The organism is Streptomyces sp. NPDC026062, from assembly GCF_055568375.1.
In genome coordinates this window covers 19,248-41,659 of the sequence record NZ_JBVHOQ010000034.1, presented here as the reverse complement: position 1 = coordinate 41,659, position 22,412 = coordinate 19,248, and the positions used below count along the sequence as shown (strand labels likewise).

Below are 22,412 nucleotides of genomic sequence, written 5' to 3'. Positions count from 1 at the left end.
CCGCATGACGAAGACGAACAGGAGACAGTGACCCATGGCGATCCGCGTGATGCTCGTCGACGACCAGGCCCTGCTGCGCACCGGCTTCCGGATGGTGCTCGCCGCGCAGCCGGACATGGAGGTCGTCGCCGAGGCCAGCGACGGCGCGGAGGCGATCGAGAACCTCCGCTCCACCGCCGTCGACGTGGTGCTGATGGACGTGCGCATGCCCCGGCTGGACGGTGTGGAGGCCACCCGCCGCATCTGCGCGCAGCCCGATGCGCCCAAGGTGCTCATCCTGACGACGTTCGACCTCGACGAGTACGCCTTCTCCGGGCTGAAGGCGGGTGCCAGCGGCTTCATGCTGAAGGACGTGCCGCCGGGCGAACTGCTCGCGGCGATCCGTTCCGTGCACAGCGGCGACGCCGTCGTCGCGCCGTCCACCACGCGGCGGCTGCTCGACCGCTTCTCCCCGATGCTGCCCAGCGGTACGGCCGAGCCGCAGCACAAGGACGTCGCCAAGCTCACCGAACGCGAGCGCGAGGTGATGCTCCTGGTGGCCCAGGGGCTGTCGAACGGCGAGATCGCGGGACGCCTGGTGCTCTCCGAGGCGACCGTGAAGACGCACGTCGGCCGCATCCTGACCAAGCTGGGCCTGCGCGACCGGGTGCAGGTCGTCGTCCTCGCGTACGAGACCGGGCTGGTGCGCGCCGGAGGCGGGGCGGGCTGACCGGGTGGCGCGCTGCTCCGGGGCAACGGCCCTCGGGCGGGCCGCCGCCTGCCGCCGGACAGCCCCATCCCACGCCGGACCGCCCCGCACGGCCCCGCGCTGCCCCGCCGCACAGCACCGCCCCGCCGGCCCGGCCCCTCAGCGCAGGATCCCCTCCAGGAAGTCGCTGCCGAGCCGCGCCACCACGGTCAGGTCCAGCTGGTGCAGTACGTACCGGCCACGGCGACGCGTCGTGACCAGGCCGGCCTTCTTGAGGACCGTGACATGGCGGGAGACCTCGGGGGACGTGATGCCGTTCGAGTCGGCGAGCTCCCCCGTCGTGTAAGGCGAGCGCGCGAGGTTGCGGCACAGCCGCATCCGCATCGGGTGGGCCAGTGCCTCCATCCGCAGCTGGAGCAGTTCGACGGAAGCGGGCGAGGGCAGTTCGGGCCGGTGCACGGGGTAGTGGATCACCGGACGCCAGCCCGGGGCGTGCAGCACCATCAGGTGCGGCCAGCCGAAGCTGCTCGGGATGAGGGTCAGACCGATGCCGACGGCCGGGTCGGTGGCGTCGGTCGAGCCGTGGTTCAGCTTGTCGACGCTGATCCGCCTCCCGTCGTCGTCGACCGTGAGCGCGGCGGAGACGGCGCCCATCGCCTCGCCCAGCCCCTTGCGGTGCAGCAGATCCGTCTTGTGCCGGGCGTCGGCCACCAGCTGGACCCGCACCCGGCGCCAGGTGTCCGCGAAGAACGCCTGGTCGCAGTCCTCGAAGAGCCGTCTGATCCAGCCGCGTACGGAGGCGGGGTCGGCGAGCAGCCGCTGGGTGAACTCCGTCTGCTGCGGGCCGCGCGCCGCTGCCATGTCCAGGGCCCGGGCGCGCATGGCGGGGTCGCTGAGGGGCGAGGGCGCGCCGGTCCCGTAGAGCGCGGCGCAGGTGAACTCCAGGGCTGCGGAGACGAACCGCTCGTCGTCCAGCCGGTCCAGGATGTCCAGGTCCTCGGCCAGGTCCGCGCCCGTCCTGCCGTCGCCGCCCCGGACCCCCGCGAACGGCATGAAGACATCGGAGAAGGTGTTCCGCCACAGGAACTCGGCGTCGTGGAGCCGGTCGGCCAGATCCGGTTCCAGGGCCGCGGCGGTCGCTGTCGCCCAGCCGTTCAGTCCCGGATGGTGCCCGGACTCGAAGAGTGCGTGCAGGGCCAGCCCCAGCTCGGCCAGAGGGGACGTCTCGAAGACGATGCGGTCGGGATCGAGGCCCGCGATGTTGATGGTCACGCTCACCTCTCCATGGTGGAGGGTGGCCGTGACGGGGGCGCCGCCGATTGACGGCAGTCGTCAATCGGCGGCCCGGGGCCGGACGCTTCCCACCCGTACGGGCTACGTGTGCGGGTGGCCCACACCCTCCGCGCGCGTCCGGCCGGCCGGACCGCTACGCCCGCCCCTGCCGCCGTTCCACCCGCTTCAGGAACTCCACCGCTGCCGCGCGGACGTCGTCCGCCGTCCACTCCAGCCCCGCCTCCGACACCGTGACCTCGGTGAACGACAGTCCGGGCGGGCCCGCGGCAGCCGGGTGCCACCTGCGGAAGAGGGCCACGCCCGTCTCCTCCGCCTGACGTACGGAGGCCTCCCCCAGGACTTCCGGCGGGTAGGGCAGCCAGACCTGGAACTGGTGCGTGTGCGGTGGTTCCGGATGCACCCGGAACCATGCGGCACCGGCCTCCGTGAACCCTTCGGCCAGCGCCTCGGCCACCACCTTCGCCTGCGCCACGTACGACGGCAGCTTCGGCAGCTCCCGGTCCAGGCCGATCAGCGCGGCGAGGGCCGCCGGGAACTGCTGGAAGAGCTGGCCGCCGTACCGGTGCCGCCAGGTGCGGGCCTCCTCGATCAGCGAGGCGGAACCGGCGAGCGCCGCTCCGGAGATTCCGCCGAGGGTCTTGTAGAACGACACGTACACACTGTCCGCGAGCGCCGCGATCTCCGGCAGTTCACGCCCGAAGCGGGAGGCGCACTCCCACAGCCGTGCCCCGTCGAAGTGCACCACCGCGTCGCGCTCGCGAGCCGCCGCCACCACCTCCTCCAGCTCTTCCCACGTGGGCAGGACGAAGCCGGCGTCGCGCAGCGGCAGCTCCAGCATCAGGGTGCCGAACGGCTCGGGGAAGTCGCGGACCTCCTCCGCCGTGGGCAGCCGCGGCGCGGACGTCGGGTGGACGGTACGCAGCCCGCTGACCGCCGACAGGGCGCCGCGCTCGTGCGTCTCGGGGTGGGCGAGCGGGTGCAGGGCCACCGTCGCGTTGCCGGTACGCCCGGCCCAGCAGCGCAGCGCGACCTGCTGCGCCATCGTCCCGGTCGGGAAGAACGCGGCGGCCTCGGTCCCCAGCAGCCCGGCGATCCGCTGTTCCAGTTCGGCGACGACGCCGTCGCCGTAGATGTCCGCCGGCTGGTCCGGATCGGTGACCGTGGCCGCGCCCGCCGTCAGTGCCGCCAGCTGCTCGCCGAGTGAGCGGTCCACCGGCATCCGGGACAGAATCCGTTCGGCCTGCCGCCACGCGCTGGTGCGGCGCAGCCGCTGCCGGTCGGCGTCCTCGTCCCCGTCCCCGTTCCCGAGCGGGACCGGTGTCCCGTCCGCCGCCTCGTCGCGCACCTGCTCGTCTCTGTCTGCCATGGGACGATCATCACGCAGAACGCAGCCTCTGCCCACAGGATAAGGATGCCCCTGCTCACAGGGCGGGGGCGCTCCTGCCCGCAGGGGCGGGATGCTCCCCGGCCCGCCGGGGCCGCCGCGGCCGGGAGTTTCCCACAGGCTGTGGACAGTCGGACGGCTGGACGAAACGCTGGCGTAGCATGCAGAGAAATCGTCCGGTACCCCCCGCGGACTGGAACGGAAGGCACCGCCGCGTGAACGCAAACGCCCCGCAGGATCCCCTCGACGTGAGGGACCGCCCCGCCCGGCTCACCGTCGGCGTCGTGGGCGCGGGCCGGGTCGGCCCCGCCCTCGCCGCGTCCCTGGCGCTCGCCGGGCATCACCCGGTCGCCGTCTCGGGTGTCTCCGACGCCTCGGTGCGCCGCGCCGCCGCCCTGCTCCCCGATGTCCCCCTCGTACCGCCCGCCGAGGTCCTCGCGCGCGCGGAACTGGTCCTGCTGACGGTGCCCGACGACGCCCTGCCGGGGCTCGTCGAAGGCCTTGCCGAAACGGGTGCGGTCCGCCCCGGCCAGCTGATCGTCCACACCTCGGGCCGGTACGGGACGAAGGTGCTGGATCCCGCCCTGCGGGCCGGCGCCCTGCCGCTCGCCCTGCATCCGGCGATGACGTTCACCGGCACCTCGGTGGACGTCCAGCGGCTGGCGGGCTGCTCCTTCGGGGTCACCGCCCCCGAACAGCTGCGGCTCGCCGCCGAGGCGCTGGTCATCGAGATGGGCGGCGAGCCCGAATGGATCGCCGAGGAGTCCCGCCCGCTCTACCACGCCGCTCTCGCCCTGGGCGCGAACCACCTGGTCACCCTGGTCGCCCAGTCCATGGAGCTGCTGCGCACGGCCGGGGTCACCGCTCCCGACCGGATGCTCGGCCCCCTGCTCGGCGCCGCCCTGGACAACGCCCTGCGCTCCGGTGACGCCGCCCTGACCGGCCCGGTCGCCCGGGGCGACGCGGGCACGGTCGCCGCGCACATCGGCGAGCTGCGCACCCACGCCCCGCAGGCAGTGGCCGGTTATGTCGCGATGGCCCGCGCCACCGCCGACCGCGCGCTCGCCCACGGCATGCTCAAGCCGGAGCTCGCCGAGGACCTGCTCGGCATCCTGGCCGACGGCTCGGGTGCCTCCGGCAGCGCCGGTACCGGACCGGAGGAGTCCCGATGACCGCATCCGCCGCCGCCCTGCTCCGTACCGCCGCCGAGCTGGCGGAGTACGCCCCCGGCGGCGACCGGGCCGAGCGTGCCGTCGTCATGACGATGGGCGCTCTGCACGAGGGCCACGCCTCCCTGATACAAACCGCGCGTGCGGTTGTGGGTCCGGCCGGACAGGTCGTCGTCACCGTCTTCGTCAACCCGCTCCAGTTCGGGGAGGCCGCCGACCTCGACCGCTATCCGCGGACCCTGGACGCCGATCTCGCGGTGGCCGGCGCGGCCGGCGCCGACGTGGTCTTCGCACCGTCCGCCGACGAGGTCTACCCCGGCGGAGAACCGCAGGTCCGGATCTCCGCGGGCCCGATGGGTGAGCGTCTGGAAGGGGCCTCGCGCCCCGGGCACTTCGACGGCATGCTCACCGTCGTCGCCAAGCTGCTCCACCTCACCCGCCCCGATGCCGCCTTCTTCGGGCAGAAGGACGCCCAGCAGCTGGCGCTGATCCGCCGCATGGTGCGTGATCTGAACTTCCCCGTGGAGATCGTGGGCGTGGAGACGGCCCGGGAGCCCGACGGCCTCGCGCGCTCCAGCCGCAACCGCTTCCTCGACCCGCACGAGCGCCGCACGGCCCTCGCCCTGTCCCGCGCGCTGTTCGCGGCCCGTGACCGGCTCGCCGCCCAGCAGGCGCTGCAGGCCCGCGCGCAGGCCGCGGGCGCTACGGAGGGCCGGGCCGCCGGGCTCACCCGGCTCGGCGAGGCCAGGCTGGCAGCCGACGCCCAGGCGGTCGCACGGGCCCGGCCGGACGGCGGCCCCGCGGCCGTGCGCGCGGCGGCCCGCGCGGTCCTGGACGACGCGGCGGCCGGACAGCCCCCGCTGGCCCTCGACTACCTGGCGCTCGTGGACCCGGTGGACTTCACCGAGATCCCCGACGACCGCACCGAGGGCGACGCGATCCTCGCCGTTGCCGCCCGGGTGGGCGCCACCCGCCTCATCGACAACATCCCGCTGACCTTCGGAGCCACCGCGTGACCGGAATACGGCTGACCGCCCCCGCCCCCGGCTGGTCCATCGACGCCGATGTCGTGGTCGTCGGCTCCGGCGTGGCCGGACTCACCACCGCGCTGCGCTGCGCCGCCGCCGGCCTCGCCACCGTCGTCGTCACCAAGGCCCGCCTCGACGACGGATCCACCCGCTGGGCGCAGGGCGGCATCGCGGCCGCGCTCGGTGAGGGCGACACCCCCGAACAGCACCTGGACGACACCCTGGTCGCCGGGGCGGGCCTGTGCGACGAGGCGGCGGTCCGCACCCTCGTCACGGAAGGCCCGGGCGCCGTACGCCGGCTGATCAGCACCGGCGCCCACTTCGACACCGCGGACGACGGCACCATCGCGCTGACCCGCGAGGGCGGCCACCACCGCCGCCGCATCGCCCACGCGGGCGGTGACGCGACGGGCGCGGAGATCTCCCGCGCCCTGGTCGAAGCGGTGCGCGAGGCCGCCCTGCACACCGTCGAGAACGCCCTCGTGCTCGACCTGCTCACCGATGCCGAAGGCCGTACCGCGGGCGTCACCCTGCACGTCATGGGCGAGGGCCAGCACGACGGCGTCGGCGCGGTCAACGCTCCCGCGGTGATCCTGGCCACCGGCGGCATGGGCCAGGTCTTCTCCGCCACCACCAATCCGCCGGTCTCCACCGGCGACGGCGTGGCACTCGCCCTGCGGGCCGGCGCGGAGGTCTCGGACCTCGAATTCGTCCAGTTCCACCCCACGGTCCTCTTCCTCGGCTCCGGCGCCGAGGGGCAGCAGCCGCTCGTCTCGGAAGCGGTACGGGGCGAGGGCGCCCATCTCGTCGACGCGTCCGGTACGCGTTTCATGCTCGGGCAGCACGAACTGGCGGAGCTGGCGCCGCGCGACATCGTCGCCAAGGCCATCACCCGCCAGATGCAGCTCCACGGCACCGAGCACATGTACCTCGACGCCCGTCACTTCGGCGCCGAGATGTGGGAGCAGCGCTTCCCCACCATCCTGGCGGCCTGCCGTGCCCATGGCATCGACCCGGTGACCGAGCCGATCCCGGTCGCCCCGGCCGCGCACTACGCCTCCGGCGGCATCCGCACCGACCTCCGCGGACGTACGACCGTCCCCGGTCTCTACGCCTGCGGGGAGGTCGCCTGCACCGGAGTGCACGGCGCGAACCGCCTGGCGTCCAACTCGCTCCTCGAAGGCCTCGTGTTCGCCGAGCGCATCGCGGCCGACATCGTCGCCGCACGGCCCCGCGGGGGCGCGGCCGTGGCGGGGAAGCCGCCCCCCTCCCCGCTGCTTCCCCCCGAGGCCCGGGGCACGATCCAGCGCGTCATGACGCGCGGTGCGGGCGTCCTGCGCTCGGCCGACAGCCTCGCCACGGCCGCCGGCGAGCTGGAGGAACTGCACCGCAGCGCGGTCCTCGAAGCCGGGGCGGCCGGGACCAAGGACGCGGTGCCCGGGGTCGAGGCCTGGGAGGTCACCAACCTCCTCCTGGTCTCCCGGGTCCTGGTCGCCGCCGCCCGCCACCGCGAGGAGACGCGCGGCTGCCACTGGCGCGAGGACCGGCCCGAGCGCGACGACGAGAACTGGCGCCGCCACCTCGTCGTACGGCTCACCCCCGACCGGCAGCTCGTCGTCCGTCGGACGGATACCGAGGCGTTCGGGCCCGTACAACCGTCCGGGGCACCGGACTGCGCAGCGACAGGCACCACCCACCCCACTCCCGAGGAGCCGTAACCGTGAGCACGCCCGAAGAGAATCCGCGCCCCACACCCGTGGACGTACCGCTGATCCAGATCGGCGTGCCCGCACCTGCCGCGGGCGGCTGCGGGGACGGCTGCGGCTGCGGCGGGGAGGACGGCTACGACCCGGACGCCCTGGAGTGCGGTCTGGACCCCGCGCTCGCCCGGCTCCTGGCCGAAGCGGGCCTGGACCCGGTCATCGTCGAGGACATCGCGCACGTCGCCATCGAGGAGGACCTCGACGGCGGGGTGGACGTCACGACCGTCGCCACCGTCCCCGAGGACGCGGTGGCCACCGGCGACTTCACCGCCCGTGAGGCGGGTGTCGTGGCCGGTCTGCGGGTCGCGGAGGCCGTGCTCTCCATCGTCTGCACGGACGAGTTCGAGGTCGAGCGGCATGTCGAGGACGGCGACCGTGTCGTCCCGGGCCAGAAGCTGCTGACCGTCACCACCCGCACCCGCGACCTGCTCACCGGTGAGCGCAGCGCGCTCAACCTGCTGTGCAGGCTCTCCGGCATCGCGACCGCCACCCGCGCCTGGGCCGATGTGCTGGACGGCACGAGGGCGAAGGTCCGCGACACCCGCAAGACGACTCCCGGCCTGCGTGCCCTGGAGAAGTACGCGGTGCGCTGCGGCGGCGGAGTCAACCACCGCATGTCGCTGTCCGACGCCGCACTGGTCAAGGACAACCACGTGATCGCGGCGGGCGGGGTCGCCGAGGCGTTCAAGCGGGTCAGGGACGAGTTCCCGGACCTCGCGATCGAGGTCGAGGTCGACACGATGCAGCAGGTCACCGAGGTCCTGGACGCCGGTGCCGATCTGATCCTGCTGGACAACTTCACCCCCTCGCAGACGGCCGAGGCCGTCGCGCTCGTCGGCGGCCGCGCGGTCCTGGAGTCGTCGGGCCGGCTGTCCCTCGACTCCGCCCGCGCCTACGCGGAGGCCGGTGTGGACTACCTGGCCGTCGGTGCGCTGACCCACTCCTCGCCGATCCTCGACATCGGCCTGGACTTCCGCGACACCGACGGGGCCGGCGCCTGATGCTGCTCACCATCGATGTCGGCAACACCCACACGGTCCTCGGACTGTTCGACGGTGAGGAGATCGTCGAGCACTGGCGCATCTCCACCGATGCCCGCCGCACCGCCGACGAGCTGGCCGTCCTGCTCCAGGGCCTGATGGGCATGCACCCGCTGCTCGGCATGGAGCTGGGCGACGGCATCGAGGGCATCGCGATCTGCTCCACGGTGCCGGCCGTCCTGCACGAGCTGCGCGAGGTGACCCGCCGCTACTACGGGGACGTTCCCGCCGTCCTCGTCGAACCGGGCATCAAGACCGGCGTGCCGATCCTGATGGACAACCCGAAGGAGGTCGGCGCGGACCGCATCATCAACGCGGTCGCCGCCGTCGATCTGTACGGCGGCCCGGCGATCGTCGTCGACTTCGGCACGGCCACCACCTTCGACGCGGTCTCCGCCCGGGGCGAGTACACCGGCGGCGTCATCTCGCCCGGTATCGAGATCTCGGTCGAGGCGCTGGGCGTCAAGGGCGCCCAGCTGCGCAAGATCGAGCTGGCCCGGCCGCGCAGCGTGATCGGGAAGAACACCGTCGAGGCCATGCAGGCGGGCATCATCTACGGCTTCGCGGGCCAGGTCGACGGTGTTGTCGGGCGCATGAAGAAGGAACTGGCGGCCGACCCCGACGACGTCACGGTCATCGCGACGGGCGGTCTCGCCCCGATGGTGCTGGGCGAGTCCTCCGTCATCGACGAGCACGAGCCCTGGCTGACGCTCATCGGGCTGCGCCTGGTGTACGAGCGCAACGTGTCGCGTCTCTGAGCCCTGGCCCGGGAGTTCCGGCCCGGCCCGCGGAGATTCCCGGCGGTACGCGGCCCGGCCCGCGGACACTCCTGGACGTGCGTGGGCCGGGACTCCTGGACGTACGCGGCCGGGCGGCCGCAGACGGCGTGGCCCAAGGAGCCGCCGCGCCACCGACGGCCAGTTAAGCGGATTTTGTCCATTTAGCACGTATTATCGCGTTATGCCCACGCCTTACGGATCACGCGGCGGTATGGCGTTCAGCGCGGACGAGCTGCGAGTGCTCCGCCGTGCCCTCGCCATCGCCCTCCACCCCGCGCCCCTGCCCGACGAGGACGTCCAGGACTGCCTGCGGCTCGCGGGTGCCGTCGACGAGGCGGTCAGCGAGGCCGCACGGCTGCGCGCCTTCCTCCTCGCCGACCTCGTCCGCTACCGAAACGCTCTCCCAGGCTCCCTCGGCGGATATCTGGAGCGCCTCCAGGACGCTCTGGCCGCCGGGTACGACCCCCGCCCCGAGGATCTCGCGGCGCTCCGTGCCCTGCGTGGCGGGGCGGCCGCCGCGGCGCTCCTGGAGCGCTGCCAGGTGCTCGCGGAACGTTCGGTGCGGGCCCGTCTCGCCGGACGCGCGGTGTCCGCCACGGCGCCCGCGCCCCGCAGCCGGCTGCTCGCACTGCCCGGCGGCCGCGCCGCGGAGCCGCAGGAGCCGAAGGTCCCGGCGGCCCCGGCCCGTCCGGTCACGCCCTCCGGGCGTCCGGCGCCGAAGCCCTCCGAGGTCTTCCCGCCCCGCCGGCGCCCGGTCCCGCCGCCGCAGCAACGCGCCGCGGGGTAGGGCCTTTCACCGGGCGGGACCGGGCTCGCTACTCTGGATGCCATGGACTACGTATCCGCGCTTCTGCCCCCTGTGGTGATGGCCGCCTTCTTCATCGGCCTGGTCGTGACGATCGTCAAGAGCCAGGGCGGACCGAACAAGGGCAAGGAGGACGCGGCCGTGGACGCGGCGATCAGCCGCGTGGAATCCGCCCAGCGGATGCCGCGCACCGACGGGGTCTGACCTCCGGGTCCCGCGCTTCCGGTACACCCCGCATCCGCGAAGGGCGTACGGCTCCCGAGAGCCGTACGCCCTTTTGCTGTGTAAATAACCGGCCATTCCAGACATCTGGCACTAAGGTGACGCTGTGCCCCGTCAATTGGGAGAGCTGGAAGACGCCGTGATGACACGGGTCTGGCAATGGAACCGGCCGGTCACCGTGCGGGAAGTCCTTGAAGACCTTCAGCAGGAGCGGTCCATCGCATACACGACCGTCATGACGGTTATGGACAATCTCCATCAGAAGGGCTGGGTGCGCCGGGAAGTGGACGGCCGCGCATATCGATATACGGCGGTCTCGACCCGCGCCGCATACTCGGCCGCACTGATGAACGAAGCCTGGTCACAGAGTGACAACCCCGCAGCCGCGCTGGTCGCGTTCTTCGGCATGATGTCGGCCGAGCAACGTGACGCCCTCCGGGACGCCATGCGGATCGTTCTGCCCACACTTCCCCAGGACATCGTGCAGCCGGCCGGCGAAGGTGCCGAAGCGCCCGATGACGCGGAGCGGGAGTCCGGGCGATAGCGTCGGGGTATGTCCTCAGAGCTTCCGCATACCGATTTCCAGACCGATCCGTCTGTTATAAACGTCGCCATCACCGTCCGCCGCGCGAGGACGAGCGATGTAGCCTCCGTCCGGCGACTCCTCGACGGCTACGTGCGAGAAGGCATCCTGCTGGACAAAGCGACAGTGACTCTTTACGAGGACATCCAGGAGTTCTGGATCGCCGAACGCGACGAGGACGCCCGGGTCGTCGGCTGCGGCGCCCTGCACGTGATGTGGGAAGACCTGGCCGAAGTCCGTACTCTCGCGGTCGATCACAGCATCAAGGGTGCCGGGGTCGGACATCAAGTGCTGGACAAGTTGTTGCAGACGGCCCGCTGGCTGGGGGTCCGACGGGTTTTCTGTCTCACCTTCGAAGTCGACTTCTTCGCGAAGCACGGCTTCGTGGAGATCGGAGAGACGCCGGTCGACGGAGATGTCTACAGCGAGCTGCTGCGTTCCTATGACGAGGGAGTCGCGGAGTTCCTGGGTCTCGAACGGGTGAAGCCGAACACCTTGGGCAACAGCCGGATGCTTCTGCACCTGTGATCGCCGCGCAAGAAGAGCGAACCCTATGTCCGAATCGCGCACGTTTCCCGGCCTCTTCTGCTCCTGAACCTCTCCCGGGGGTTTGTGTTTTCCGGGGAAAAGCGGTTTCCTTTCCGCGTACTCCATTTTCTATGAAAGGAAATCCGGTGGCGCAGAAGGTTCAGGTCCTTCTTGTTGACGACCTCGACGGCGGCGAGGCGGACGAGACCGTGACGTTCGCTCTCGATGGCAAGACGTACGAGATTGACCTCACCACGAGCAACGCGGACAAGCTCCGGACGCTTCTCGAGCCCTACGCGAAGAGTGGCCGGCGCACCGGTGGCCGTGCCGCGTCCGGACGTGGCAAGGGCCGCGCCGTTCCCGGTGGCAACAAGGACACCGCCGAGATCCGTAAGTGGGCGCGCGAGAACGGCCACAATGTGAATGACCGCGGCCGTGTTCCCGCGGAGATCCGTGAGGCTTACGAGAAGGCCAACGGCTGAGCAGCCGTTTCTTCGCGGAACATCCCCGTCCGGGCACGAGCCAATCGGGCCCGGTGGCATTCCGTGGCCACGGCATCCACAAGCCGGATGAGATCGGGAGTATCCCCACCCCTGCTCCCGAGGCCGGAGAGGGCCGGGAACACCGGCACCCCCTCCTGCTCGTGTGTTGGGGAGGGGGGCCGCAGCCATACGGCGGCCCCCGGCGGCACCGGCCGGCCCGGCGGTGGCGGTGCGGTGATGCGCCCGCCCGAGCCGACAGCGGTCAGCGCGAGCGCGACCCCGCCCCATTCCAGCCAGTCGAGCAGTCCGGGCAGTTCGTCGGCGCTCCCCGGCGCCACCAGCAGACTCATCCGCCGGCCGGTCAGCGCCACCGGACCGGTGCGCCCCACCCGCCGCAGCGCGGCGTGGCCGGCGTCGGCGGGGACGACGAGCGCGTCGAACCGCAGCCCGGTCAGCAGCCGCACGGGTGTGCTGCCGGCCGTTGCCCAGCCGAGCTCCTGCTCGTACCACCGTGCGCAGGCGCTCCGTGAGACGCCATCGGCACGGCCGCCCCGCTCTGCGGGACGCGCGACGCGGGGCGGTGGGACGGCGGGAGTCATGACGGAAGAACTCCCGATCCACCGTCAGGGTTACGCAGGGTCCGCGATTGAACGCATAGTGTGTCCGAGTGGGGGGCGTGCGGGCGCGTTCGGGAGTACGAAGATGTTCGCCCGTAGCGGAGGGAACCCGCGTACGCCGCATGGACTGTCTGTAATTGCGGGTAAGACATCCCTAGTGGGGAGGGGCGACACGCAAGCCACCGGACGTCTCACGTTCGCCATCGGCGTACTGGCGATAGGGGTATCTGCCTGGCCTGCGGGAACATCGTCTCGCACCATCGGGTTGGAGCAGTTGTCGGCGTTCGGGGCAGGAGATCCCCCCGGGAAGCAGGGCCGGGTGTCGGCAGTTGAAATGAGCGGTCCCCGCTTGCGGGACTAAGCTGCGGAAGGACAGGGAGGGGACCGACCCCTTACTGCCTGACCGCTCTGAGGAGCGATTAACGATGTTCGAGAGGTTCACCGACCGCGCGCGGCGGGTTGTCGTCCTGGCTCAGGAAGAAGCCCGGATGCTCAACCACAACTACATCGGCACCGAGCACATCCTCCTGGGCCTGATCCACGAGGGTGAGGGTGTCGCCGCTAAGGCCCTGGAGAGCCTCGGGATTTCGCTCGAGGCGGTCCGCCAGCAGGTGGAGGAGATCATCGGTCAGGGCCAGCAGGCCCCGTCCGGCCACATCCCCTTCACCCCCCGAGCCAAGAAGGTCCTGGAGCTTTCGCTCCGCGAGGCCCTTCAGCTCGGCCACAACTACATCGGCACCGAGCACATCCTGCTCGGCCTGATCCGCGAGGGCGAGGGCGTCGCAGCCCAGGTCCTCGTGAAGCTGGGCGCCGACCTCAACCGGGTGCGCCAGCAGGTCATCCAGCTGCTGTCCGGATATTCGGGCAGCAAGGAGGCGGCCACAGCGGGCGGCCCCGCGGAGGGCACGCCCTCCACGTCCCTGGTGCTCGACCAGTTCGGCCGGAATCTCACCCAGGCCGCTCGTGAATCCAAGCTCGACCCGGTCATCGGGCGCGAGAAGGAGATCGAGCGGGTCATGCAGGTGCTGTCCCGCCGTACGAAGAACAACCCGGTCCTCATCGGCGAGCCCGGCGTCGGCAAGACGGCGGTCGTCGAGGGCCTGGCGCAGGCCATCGTCAAGGGCGAGGTGCCCGAGACCCTCAAGGACAAGCACCTCTACACCCTCGACCTCGGCGCGCTGGTCGCCGGTTCCCGCTACCGCGGTGACTTCGAGGAGCGCCTGAAGAAGGTGCTCAAGGAGATCCGCACCCGCGGAGACATCATCCTGTTCATCGACGAGCTCCACACCCTGGTGGGTGCGGGTGCCGCCGAGGGCGCGATCGACGCGGCGAGCATCCTCAAGCCCATGCTGGCGCGAGGTGAGCTCCAGACCATCGGTGCCACCACGCTCGACGAGTACCGCAAGCACCTGGAGAAGGACGCCGCCCTGGAGCGGCGCTTCCAGCCCATCCAGGTCGCGGAGCCGTCGCTGCCGCACACCATCGAGATCCTCAAGGGTCTGCGCGACCGCTACGAGGCCCACCACCGTGTCTCCATCACGGACGAGGCGCTGGTCCAGGCCGCGACGCTGGCCGACCGCTACATCTCGGACCGCTTCCTGCCGGACAAGGCGATCGACCTGATCGACGAGGCCGGTTCCCGGATGCGCATCCGCCGGATGACCGCGCCGCCGGACCTCCGCGAGTTCGACGAGAAGATCGCGGGCGTGCGCCGCGACAAGGAGTCGGCCATCGACTCCCAGGACTTCGAGAAGGCGGCCTCTCTCCGCGACAAGGAGAAGCAGCTGCTGGCGGCGAAGGCCAAGCGCGAGAAGGAGTGGAAGGCCGGCGACATGGACGTCGTGGCCGAGGTCGACGGCGAGCTCATCGCCGAGGTCCTCGCCACCGCGACCGGCATCCCGGTCTTCAAGCTGACGGAGGAGGAGTCCTCCCGTCTGCTGCGCATGGAGGACGAGCTCCACAAGCGCGTCATCGGGCAGAAGGACGCCATCAAGGCCCTCTCGCAGGCGATCCGCCGTACGCGAGCCGGTCTGAAGGACCCGAAGCGTCCCGGTGGTTCGTTCATCTTCGCCGGTCCGTCCGGTGTGGGTAAGACCGAGCTGTCCAAGACGCTCGCGGAGTTCCTCTTCGGTGACGAGGACGCGCTGATCGCCCTCGACATGTCGGAGTTCAGCGAGAAGCACACGGTCTCGCGGCTCTTCGGCTCTCCCCCCGGTTACGTGGGATACGAGGAGGGCGGGCAGCTCACCGAGAAGGTGCGCCGCAAGCCGTTCTCCGTCGTCCTCTTCGACGAGGTCGAGAAGGCCCACCCCGACATCTTCAACTCCCTGCTCCAGATCCTGGAGGATGGTCGCCTGACCGACTCCCAGGGCCGGGTCGTGGACTTCAAGAACACGGTCATCATCATGACGACCAACCTCGGGACCCGGGACATCTCCAAGGGCTTCAACCTGGGCTTCGCCGCCCAGGGCGACGTGAAGACGAACTACGACCGGATGAAGACCAAGGTCAACGAAGAGCTCAAGCAGCACTTCCGGCCCGAGTTCCTCAACCGTGTCGATGACACGGTCGTCTTCCACCAGCTCACCGAGGAAGACATCATCCAGATCGTCGACCTCATGCTCGCCAAGGTGGACGAGCGGCTGAAGGACCGCGACATGGGCATCGAGCTCAGCGCGGAAGCGAAGTCGCTCCTGGCGAAGAAGGGCTACGACCCCGTGATGGGCGCCCGGCCGCTGCGCCGGACGATCCAGCGCGAGATCGAGGACATCCTCTCCGAGAAGATCCTCTTCGGTGAGCTGCGCCCCGGTCACATCGTGGTCGTCGGCACCGAGGGCGAGGGTGACGAGAAGAAGTTCACCTTCCGCGGCGAGGAGAAGTCGGCTCTGCCCGACGTCCCCCCGATCGAGCAGGCGGCAGGCGGCGCCGGCCCGAACATGACGAAGGAAGCGTGAGCGGCGCCTAGAGCCCGAGCGCACGAAGGGGCGGCCCCGAAGCGGTGCATACCGGTTCGGGACCGCCTCTTTGCTGTTGCGTACACGGTGACGGCCGCGTCACAGAGATGTCCCGGACGCGTCAGCCCCGCTCACGGGCGCAAATTCGCTGGCTAGTCTGGCCCGGCCCTGGACGCGTCGTCCGGGGCACGGACAAGCGAGCGACGGGGATGGGGCAGAACATGCGCGGAAGCGACGTATCACGCAGACAGGCCATGAAGCTGGCGGGGGCCGGGCTGGTGGTCCTGGCGGCCGGTACGGCGGCCTGCGGGCCGGAGGAGGACGCGTCCGGCGGCGGAACGGGCGAGCCGGGCAAGGCGACCGGTACCCCGGCGGCGCCGGGCGCCAAGCCCCAGCCCTCCTGGCAGCGCGCCACGACCTACGACGGACTGGCGTGGATCTCCGCGATCGCGGTCGTCGGCAACGTCGTGCTCGTCTCGGGCGACCCGCTGGTGGCCCGGGACATATCCACCGGCAAGGAGATCTGGTCCCGCGCGGAGGTCACCACCCCGGGCGCCAACATGCTCATCGGCGACGGGACGCTCTATCTCCAGAGCGCCCGCTACGACGGCAACATCGTCGGCCTGGACCCCGCCACGGGCAAGGACACCTGGCGCAGCCGGATGGGGGACGAGTACTCCCAGCCGCGGCCCATCGCCGCGGACGCGAACCACGTCTATGTCGTCGCGGGAATCCTGGACAAGGAGTTCCGGACGCCGGAGAACGTGATCGCCGCGATCGACACCACGTCGGGCAAGGTCGTCTGGCGGGAGAAGCGGGACAAAGGGACGGAGCAGAACGGCATCACCGCGCGGGTGGCCGGAAACCGTCTCGTCTACACGGACTTCCGGGAGAACCTCACGGTCCGCGACACCGCGACCGGCCACCAGGTCTGGACGAAGAAGATCGGCCGGTCCAGCAACCGGGGCTTCGTGGTCCACGACGGCCTCGTCATCCTCGCCAACGGGGAGCGGATGCGTGCCTTCGACCTGGCCGACGGCAAGGAGCGCTGGTCGTTCAAGACCGAGAAGTTCAGCCGCTTCAACGATCCGGCGGTCCTGGACGGTGTCCTCTACGTCTCCGACACCGCGCACGGCCTCTGGGCGGCCGATCCCGCGACCGGGAAGGCGCACTGGCACGACAAGGGGAGCCTGGACGTCGCCGCGCCCTGGCAGTTCGCGAAGGTGGGCGACGTCCTCTACGGGGCGACGGAGTTCGACAAGAACGGCGGCATCCACGCCTACGACCCCGCGAGCGGGAAGCTGCGCTGGACGTACAACGACGGCAGCGGCGATCTGCAGCGGTGGTACCTGGCGGCAGGCGGCAAACAGCTTGTGGCGCTGCACGCGAAGAAGGTGACCGCGCTGCCCGTCGGGTAGCCCGGCACCCCGGGCCGAAGGTCCCGAAACGGACAGCCGTTGGTCCCACCGCCGGTGACAAGGCGCACAGCCCTTTCGAGGCCTACTAGCCGCGTTAGGAGGAAACGCCTTGACCGCGGAAGGGACCTTCGGCCCGGTCCCCGGTATGGAATCAAGGCGTTTGGGGTGAAGTGCCCGCATGGCGGGGCTGTATCCGGTAAGGGCGGTTTGGAACTGGGGTTAAACCTCTCCCGGCAAAGACTTTCGGCAGCTCTCCGGAGGCTTGGGGCGGGACCTGTGGTGGCGAATTCCCGCCCCCCCAGCTACGGCTTTTCTTCGTAGATGGGGGGTTTGAGTGCATCCGGGGGTGCGGGTTACCAAGGTATGGCCAGCCCGGCACACCGCCGGGTCCAGTCATCTCCGGAGGATTCACGCCTATGTCGAAGCGCATGACGTTCCAGACCCGCCGCCCGTCCGTTTCCCGTGTCCGTGGCGCCGTGGTGGCAGCCGGCCTGGGGACGACGCTGGTCCTCGGTGCTGGCGCTGCGTTCGCGGCCGGCGTGACGGGGACGGCCGGCGCCGCCGACCTGGCGAGCACCACCACCGCCGAATCGGTCGCCCAGCAGGCGGCCGCGCAGGGCAAGGCGGCCGAGCACACCGCGGCCAAGAAGGCCGAGGCGTCCAAGAAGAAGGCTGCCGCCGCGAAGAAGAAGGCGGCCGCGAAGAAGAAGGCCGCCGCGAAGCTTCCCTGGGCGACCCCGGTCGGCGACTACGAGCTGAGCGCCAGCTTCGGCAACGACGGCAGCCGCTGGTCCCACAAGCACTCCGGCCAGGACTTCGCCGTGCCGATCGGCACCAAGGTCGCGGCCGCGCACAACGGCACCGTCGTGAAGGCCGGTCCGAACGGTGGCGGTGACGGCCCCGCGTACGGCAACGCCGTCGTGATCAAGCACAAGAACGGCACGTACTCGCAGTACGCCCACCTCTCGAAGATCGACGTGCACATCGGCGAGCACGTGAAGAAGGGCGAGAAGATCGCCCTGTCCGGCAACACCGGGAACTCCAGCGGTCCGCACCTGCACTTCGAGATCCGGACCACCGCGAACTACGGTTCGGCGGTCAACCCGGTCAACTTCCTGCACCACCACGGCATCTCGGTCTGATCCGGCCGGGACACCGTTCCGCTAACGCGCGGAATCCGGCCGGTGCGCCAGGGTGACCAGTTCGACGGCGACTTCGAGGGCGGCCTTCCGCTTGTCCTCGGGGTCGCCTTCGGCGTTTTTCAGCGCGAGCATGCCCGCGTGCATGGCGAAGAGCGCGCTGAAGCACCGCACCTGGTCGCTGAGTGCCGCGTCGGGATCCTTGAGCAGGTCGACGAGTCCCAGGATCCGGTCCTTGATCGTCACGCCGATGCTCAGGTCGCGTACGGTCGCCTGGTTCTCCTGCATGAAGCGGAAGAGCGGGGCGGCGCCGGCCAGTGCCGCGCTGTAGCGGCTGAGGATCTCCTTCTTCGTCTCCAGGGTGCGCGGCTGGGCCTCGCCCCAGGCGATCAGCTCCTCGATGGGCCGGCTGAGGTCCTCGAAGATGCCGGCCAGGATGTCTTCCTTGGTCTTGAAGTGGTAGTAGAGCGCGGCCTTGGTGACGTCGAGTCGCTCGGCGATCTCCCGCAGTGAGGTCTTCTCGTATCCCTGCGCGGCGAAGAGCTCCAGTGCGACGTCCTGGATGCGCTGGCGAGTGTTTCCCCGGCGCGGCTGTGACGTGCTGGTCATGACGCTCTCCCCAAACTTACTTGACGCCCGGCTAGTTACGGGGCTACCTTCCCCAGTGTAGTGAACTAGCCGGGCGGCAAGTAGGGGTCCGGTGTTCAGGGGATCTGGGGAGTTGGGGAACATGGCGGACCTGATGAAGGTGGCGCAGGAGAGGGCGGACGCGCCGGACGGGAGGGCGGGGAGACCCGGACCGCGGCAACGCAGCGTGCGGGTGGTGATGCTCGCCCTGATGATCGCCATGCTGCTGGCCATGCTCGACAACCTGATCGTCGGCACCGCGATGCCGACCATCGTCGGTGACCTCGGCGGTCTTGAGCACCTGTCCTGGGTCGTCACCGCCTACACCCTGGCCACCGCCGCCTCCACCCCCATCTGGGGCAAGCTCGGCGACTTGTACGGGCGCAAGGGCGTCTTCCTCACGTCCATCGTGATCTTCCTGATCGGCTCCGTCCTCAGCGGCATGGCCCAGGACATGGGCCAGCTGATCGGCTTCCGTGCCGTCCAGGGCCTGGGCGCGGGCGGTCTGATGGTCGGCGTCATGGCGATCATCGGTGACCTCGTGCCGCCCCGCGAGCGCGGCAAGTACCAGGGCATGATGGCCGGCGTCATGGCGATCGCGATGATCGGCGGACCGCTGGTCGGCGGCACCATCACCGACCACCTCGGCTGGCGCTGGAGCTTCTACATCAACCTGCCGCTGGGCGCCCTCGCCCTGGGCATGATCACCGCCGTACTGCACCTTCCCGAGCGGGAGCGCACCAAGGCGCGGGTGGACTACCTCGGTGCCGGGCTGCTCACCGTCGGCATCACCGCGATCGTGCTGGTGACCACCTGGGGCGGTACGGAGTACGACTGGAACTCCGCCGTCATCATGGAGCTCATCGCGATCGGCGTCGCCGCGCTGGCCGGCTTCCTCTTCGTCGAGACCAAGGCCGCCGAACCGATCATCCCGCTGCACATCTTCCGCAACGCCAACTTCACGCTGATGTCCGTGGTCGGCTTCATGACGGGCTTCGCGATGTTCGGCGCGGTGCTCTTCCTGCCGCTCTACCAGCAGTCCGTCCAGGGCGCGTCCGCGACCAACTCGGGGCTGCTGCTCCTGCCGATGCTGCTGGCGATGATGGTCGTCTCACTCGTCGCCGGACGCGTGACCACCAGCAGCGGCCGGTACAAGATCTTCCCGATCGTGGGCTCGATCCTGATGGTGACCGGCCTCTTCCTGCTCTCGCAGATGGACACCGGCACCACCCGGTTCACCTCCGGCGTCTACATGGCGGTGCTCGGCGCGGGCATGGGCTTCCTGATGCAGATCACGATGCTCGTCGCGCAGAACAGCGTGGAGATGAAGGACATGGGCGTCGCCTCCTCCTCCACCACTCTCTTCCGTACGCTCGGCAGCTCCTTCGGCGTCGCCGTCATGGGCGCGCTGTTCACCGGACGGGTGAACGACGAGATGGCCGCCCGCGGGGGCGCGGATGCCACCGCGCACGGCGCCCAGCTGGACGCGGCGAGTCTGGCGAAGCTGCCGGTCCCGGTGCGCGAGGCGTACGAGTACGCGGTGGCGTCCGGCACACATATCGCCTTCCTGGTGGGCGCCTCGGTCGGACTCGTCGCGGTGGTGGCCGCGCTGTTCGTCAAGGAGGTGCCGCTGCGGGGCACCGGACCGGAGAAGGCCCCGGTCGTGGAGGCCTGACCGCCCGCCCATGGACACGCCGAGGCCCCGGGGTACGCACCCCGGGGCCTCGGCGCTGTCATGACCGGACGGCTCAGCGCTTCTGCCGTCCGCCGCGCGGGGCCGAGTCCCGGGCCGAGTCCCGGGCCGAGTCCCGGGCCGAGTCCCGGGCCGAGTCCCGGTCCGCGGCCGCCCGGCCGCCCGGGGCGGCGCCGCGCTGTTCGCCCAGCTGGAGCATGGGGAAGCTGCCGGTGTCCGTCGGCGCGTGCTCGGGCAGCCACAGGACGGCGACCGCCCCGCCGGCGCCCCCGGCCGCGTCCGCGGGTGCCACGTTGCGGAAGGTCAGCCGGGCGCCGAGCACCCGCGCCTGACCGGCCGCGATCGTCAGCCCCAGCCCGTGCCCCTGCCCGGCCCGGTCGGCGGATCCGGTACGGAACCGGCTCGGCCCCTCCCGCAGCAGTGCCGCCGGGAACCCCGGGCCGTGATCGCGGACCCGCACCACCCGGCCCTCGACGGTGACCTCCACAGGTGTGGAGCCGTGCTTTGCGGCATTGCCCAGCAGATTGAACAGGATGCGCTCCAGCCGCCGCGGATCGGTGCTGACCCACGACTCATGGACGACCTGCACCCGTATCCGCGGATCCAGCAGCGCCACCCGGCGGCCGACGAACTCGCCCAGGGCCAGTTGCTGGAGCTCGGCCCGCTCGGATGCGCTGTCCAGCCGGGCCACCTCCAGCACGTCCTCGACCAGTGTGCGCATCGCCTGTGCCCGGTCCCGTACGAGCTCCGACGGCCGCCCCGGCGGCAGCAGCTCGGCAGCCGTCAGCAGACCTGTCACGGGTGTCCGCAGCTCGTGCGCGATGTCCGCGGTGACCCGGCGCTCGGCCTCGATCCGTTCGTTCAGCGCGTCCGTCAGGGCGTCCACCGCGCCCGCCAGCTCGTCGGTCTCGTCCCGTACGACCCCGCCGACGGCGTCCCCGACCCGTACATCGGTATGGCCCTGCGCGACCCTCCCCGCCGCGGCCGCCGCCTTGCGCAGCCGGCGCGAGAGCCGGCCGCCGATCAGGACGCCCAGCGCGGAACCGCCGAGAACCACCGAGACCGAGCCGATGATCAGCGCCCGGTCGAGGTCGCCCAGGATCGTGGCGGATCGGTCGGCGAAACGGGTGTGCAGGGAGAGCACGTCACCGCCGGGCAGCGGCACGGCCGCCCAGACGTCGGGCACCCCGCCGCTGTCCTCGACATGCGTCGCGCGCCGGTTGCGCCGGGTCTCCTGGCGCAGGCTCCCGGGCATCGTCGGATCGTTGAGTTTCGCGCCGAAGCGGGGGTCGGCCTTCTTCGTCTTCGTCGCCTCGTAGAGCAGCTGGGCGTAGGTCAGCCGTTCCAGCTGGACCTCGCGCGCGTTCTCCAGCATGGAGACCCTGGCGGCATTGTGGACGACCAGGCTCAGCGCCACCGCGATCAGGGCGCCGACCGACGCGATCGCGATGCTGATCTTCCAGCGGACGCCCGTCCGCAGGGCCGGGCGCCTCATGCCCTGAGTTTGTAGCCGAAGCCGCGGACCGTCTCGATGCGGTCCTGGCCGACCTTCGTGCGCAGCCGCTGCACATGGACGTCCACGACCCGGGTGTCCCCGCCCCAGCCGTAGTCCCAGACCCGCTCCAGCAGCTTGTCGCGGGAGAGCACCGTGCCGGGCGCGGACGAGAACTCCAGCAGCAGCCGCATCTCGGTCGGGGTCAGGCCCACCTGCTCGCCGCCCTTGCGGACCTCCATGCCCTCGGTGTCGATCTCCAGGTCGCCGAAGACCAGAACGCCGCCCTCGGGCCCCGCCGCCCCCTCGCCGCCGCCCGCCCCGCCGCCGGAGGCGTGGCCGAAGCGGCGGAGCACCGCCCGGATCCTGGCCACCAGGACCGCGCCGTCGAAGGGCTTCGTGACGTAGTCGTCGGCACCGGCCTCCAGGCCGAGCACCACGTCGATCGAGTCGGCTCGGGCCGACAGCATGATCACGGGCACCGTCGACTCGTCCCGGATGCGCCGGCAGAGGCTGACCCCGTCCAGGCCCGGCACCATCACGTCGAGCAGCGCGATGTCGGGCCGGTCGGCCCGGAACGCCTCCAGGCCGCTGAGACCGTCGGGCATCGCGGTGACCGCGAAGCCGTCCCGCTCCAGCGCCAGCTGGGTGGCCTCGCGGATGACATCGTCGTCCTCGACGAACAGGACATGGGTCTCGGCCATCGGA

Annotated in this window: 21 protein-coding genes; 15 read left to right on the top strand and 6 right to left on the bottom strand. The window is 70.9% G+C overall.

The features are described 5' to 3' along the window. The first annotated feature begins 34 nt into the window (after nucleotides 1-34). Nucleotides 35-709 carry a response regulator gene (locus ACZ4LX_RS27425; protein WP_467649511.1) on the top strand — a complete coding sequence of 225 codons (675 nt, stop codon included), beginning with the start codon at nucleotides 35-37 and terminating at the stop codon, nucleotides 707-709. Nucleotides 710-847: 138 nt separating this feature from the next. Here ACZ4LX_RS27425 and ACZ4LX_RS27420 read toward each other — a convergent pair whose 3' ends face one another. Further along, nucleotides 848-1,960 (bottom strand): DUF5937 family protein, encoded by a 1,113-nt coding sequence (locus ACZ4LX_RS27420; protein WP_467649512.1) that lies wholly within the window; start codon nucleotides 1,958-1,960, stop codon nucleotides 848-850. Between the two features lie 154 nt (nucleotides 1,961-2,114). Then, complete coding sequence (locus tag ACZ4LX_RS27415) at nucleotides 2,115-3,347, bottom strand: threonine aldolase family protein (RefSeq protein ID WP_467649513.1); 1,233 nt, start codon at nucleotides 3,345-3,347, stop codon at nucleotides 2,115-2,117. Nucleotides 3,348-3,580: 233 nt separating this feature from the next. On the opposite strand from ACZ4LX_RS27415, the gene ACZ4LX_RS27410 reads away from it, so the two are divergent. From ACZ4LX_RS27410 to ACZ4LX_RS27365, 10 genes are all read left to right on the top strand, one after another. Further along, nucleotides 3,581-4,537 carry a Rossmann-like and DUF2520 domain-containing protein gene (locus tag ACZ4LX_RS27410; RefSeq protein WP_467649514.1) on the top strand — a complete coding sequence of 319 codons (957 nt, stop codon included), beginning with the start codon at nucleotides 3,581-3,583 and terminating at the stop codon, nucleotides 4,535-4,537. Beyond that, nucleotides 4,534-5,550, top strand: coding sequence for a pantoate--beta-alanine ligase (gene panC, locus ACZ4LX_RS27405; RefSeq protein WP_467649515.1), 1,017 nt, complete (start codon nucleotides 4,534-4,536; stop codon nucleotides 5,548-5,550). The genes ACZ4LX_RS27410 and panC overlap by 4 nt, the downstream gene beginning before the upstream one ends. Continuing rightward, nucleotides 5,547-7,280 carry an L-aspartate oxidase gene (locus ACZ4LX_RS27400; RefSeq protein WP_467649516.1) on the top strand — a complete coding sequence of 578 codons (1,734 nt, stop codon included), beginning with the start codon at nucleotides 5,547-5,549 and terminating at the stop codon, nucleotides 7,278-7,280. Before panC ends, ACZ4LX_RS27400 begins: the two co-directional genes overlap by 4 nt. A 2-nt stretch (nucleotides 7,281-7,282) precedes the next feature. Continuing rightward, nucleotides 7,283-8,326 (top strand): carboxylating nicotinate-nucleotide diphosphorylase, encoded by a 1,044-nt coding sequence (gene nadC, locus ACZ4LX_RS27395; RefSeq protein ID WP_467649517.1) that lies wholly within the window; start codon nucleotides 7,283-7,285, stop codon nucleotides 8,324-8,326. Further along, the gene (locus ACZ4LX_RS27390; RefSeq protein WP_399310764.1) at nucleotides 8,326-9,123 is read left to right on the top strand and encodes a type III pantothenate kinase; all 798 of its coding nucleotides are present in this window, start codon (nucleotides 8,326-8,328) and stop codon (nucleotides 9,121-9,123) included. The genes nadC and ACZ4LX_RS27390 overlap by 1 nt, the downstream gene beginning before the upstream one ends. A 232-nt stretch (nucleotides 9,124-9,355) precedes the next feature. Beyond that, a complete protein-coding gene (locus tag ACZ4LX_RS27385) occupies nucleotides 9,356-9,931 on the top strand; it encodes a hypothetical protein (protein WP_467649544.1) in 576 nt (191 codons plus the stop codon). A 42-nt stretch (nucleotides 9,932-9,973) separates the two neighbouring features. Continuing rightward, a complete protein-coding gene (locus ACZ4LX_RS27380; RefSeq protein ID WP_467649518.1) occupies nucleotides 9,974-10,153 on the top strand; it encodes a hypothetical protein in 180 nt (59 codons plus the stop codon). 124 nt (nucleotides 10,154-10,277) lie between these two features. Then, nucleotides 10,278-10,715, top strand: coding sequence for a BlaI/MecI/CopY family transcriptional regulator (locus ACZ4LX_RS27375; protein ID WP_467649519.1), 438 nt, complete (start codon nucleotides 10,278-10,280; stop codon nucleotides 10,713-10,715). Between the two features lie 9 nt (nucleotides 10,716-10,724). Continuing rightward, entirely contained in the window at nucleotides 10,725-11,282 is a 558-nt protein-coding gene (locus ACZ4LX_RS27370) for an amino-acid N-acetyltransferase (protein WP_467649520.1), read from the top strand. Nucleotides 11,283-11,428: 146 nt separating this feature from the next. Continuing rightward, nucleotides 11,429-11,764, top strand: coding sequence for a histone-like nucleoid-structuring protein Lsr2 (locus ACZ4LX_RS27365; RefSeq protein WP_356319408.1), 336 nt, complete (start codon nucleotides 11,429-11,431; stop codon nucleotides 11,762-11,764). On the opposite strand, the gene ACZ4LX_RS27360 is transcribed toward ACZ4LX_RS27365, so the two are convergent. Further along, the gene (locus tag ACZ4LX_RS27360) at nucleotides 11,743-12,363 is read right to left on the bottom strand and encodes an SCO3374 family protein (protein WP_467649521.1); all 621 of its coding nucleotides are present in this window, start codon (nucleotides 12,361-12,363) and stop codon (nucleotides 11,743-11,745) included. The two genes, ACZ4LX_RS27365 and ACZ4LX_RS27360, sit on opposite strands and share 22 nt — an antisense overlap. A 443-nt stretch (nucleotides 12,364-12,806) precedes the next feature. Between ACZ4LX_RS27360 and ACZ4LX_RS27355 the strand changes: the two genes are divergently transcribed. From ACZ4LX_RS27355 to ACZ4LX_RS27345, 3 genes are all read left to right on the top strand, one after another. Beyond that, nucleotides 12,807-15,335, top strand: coding sequence for an ATP-dependent Clp protease ATP-binding subunit (locus tag ACZ4LX_RS27355; RefSeq protein ID WP_467649522.1), 2,529 nt, complete (start codon nucleotides 12,807-12,809; stop codon nucleotides 15,333-15,335). 221 nt (nucleotides 15,336-15,556) lie between these two features. Next, nucleotides 15,557-16,753 carry a PQQ-binding-like beta-propeller repeat protein gene (locus ACZ4LX_RS27350; protein ID WP_467721297.1) on the top strand — a complete coding sequence of 399 codons (1,197 nt, stop codon included), beginning with the start codon at nucleotides 15,557-15,559 and terminating at the stop codon, nucleotides 16,751-16,753. Nucleotides 16,754-17,169: 416 nt separating this feature from the next. Then, entirely contained in the window at nucleotides 17,170-17,895 is a 726-nt protein-coding gene (locus ACZ4LX_RS27345; protein WP_467649524.1) for a M23 family metallopeptidase, read from the top strand. Between the two features lie 21 nt (nucleotides 17,896-17,916). Here the strand turns inward: ACZ4LX_RS27345 and ACZ4LX_RS27340 are convergent, their stop codons facing one another. Then, the gene (locus ACZ4LX_RS27340; RefSeq protein WP_467649525.1) at nucleotides 17,917-18,501 is read right to left on the bottom strand and encodes a TetR/AcrR family transcriptional regulator; all 585 of its coding nucleotides are present in this window, start codon (nucleotides 18,499-18,501) and stop codon (nucleotides 17,917-17,919) included. Between the two features lie 121 nt (nucleotides 18,502-18,622). Between ACZ4LX_RS27340 and ACZ4LX_RS27335 the strand changes: the two genes are divergently transcribed. Continuing rightward, nucleotides 18,623-20,194 (top strand): MDR family MFS transporter, encoded by a 1,572-nt coding sequence (locus tag ACZ4LX_RS27335; protein ID WP_467649526.1) that lies wholly within the window; start codon nucleotides 18,623-18,625, stop codon nucleotides 20,192-20,194. Nucleotides 20,195-20,267: 73 nt separating this feature from the next. On the opposite strand, the gene cseC is transcribed toward ACZ4LX_RS27335, so the two are convergent. Together cseC and cseB are read right to left on the bottom strand one after the other, a co-directional pair. After that, nucleotides 20,268-21,707 (bottom strand): two-component system sensor histidine kinase CseC, encoded by a 1,440-nt coding sequence (gene cseC, locus ACZ4LX_RS27330; protein WP_467649527.1) that lies wholly within the window; start codon nucleotides 21,705-21,707, stop codon nucleotides 20,268-20,270. After that, nucleotides 21,704-22,408 (bottom strand): two-component system response regulator CseB, encoded by a 705-nt coding sequence (gene cseB, locus ACZ4LX_RS27325; RefSeq protein WP_467649528.1) that lies wholly within the window; start codon nucleotides 22,406-22,408, stop codon nucleotides 21,704-21,706. Before cseB ends, cseC begins: the two co-directional genes overlap by 4 nt. Nucleotides 22,409-22,412: the final 4 nt, after the last annotated feature.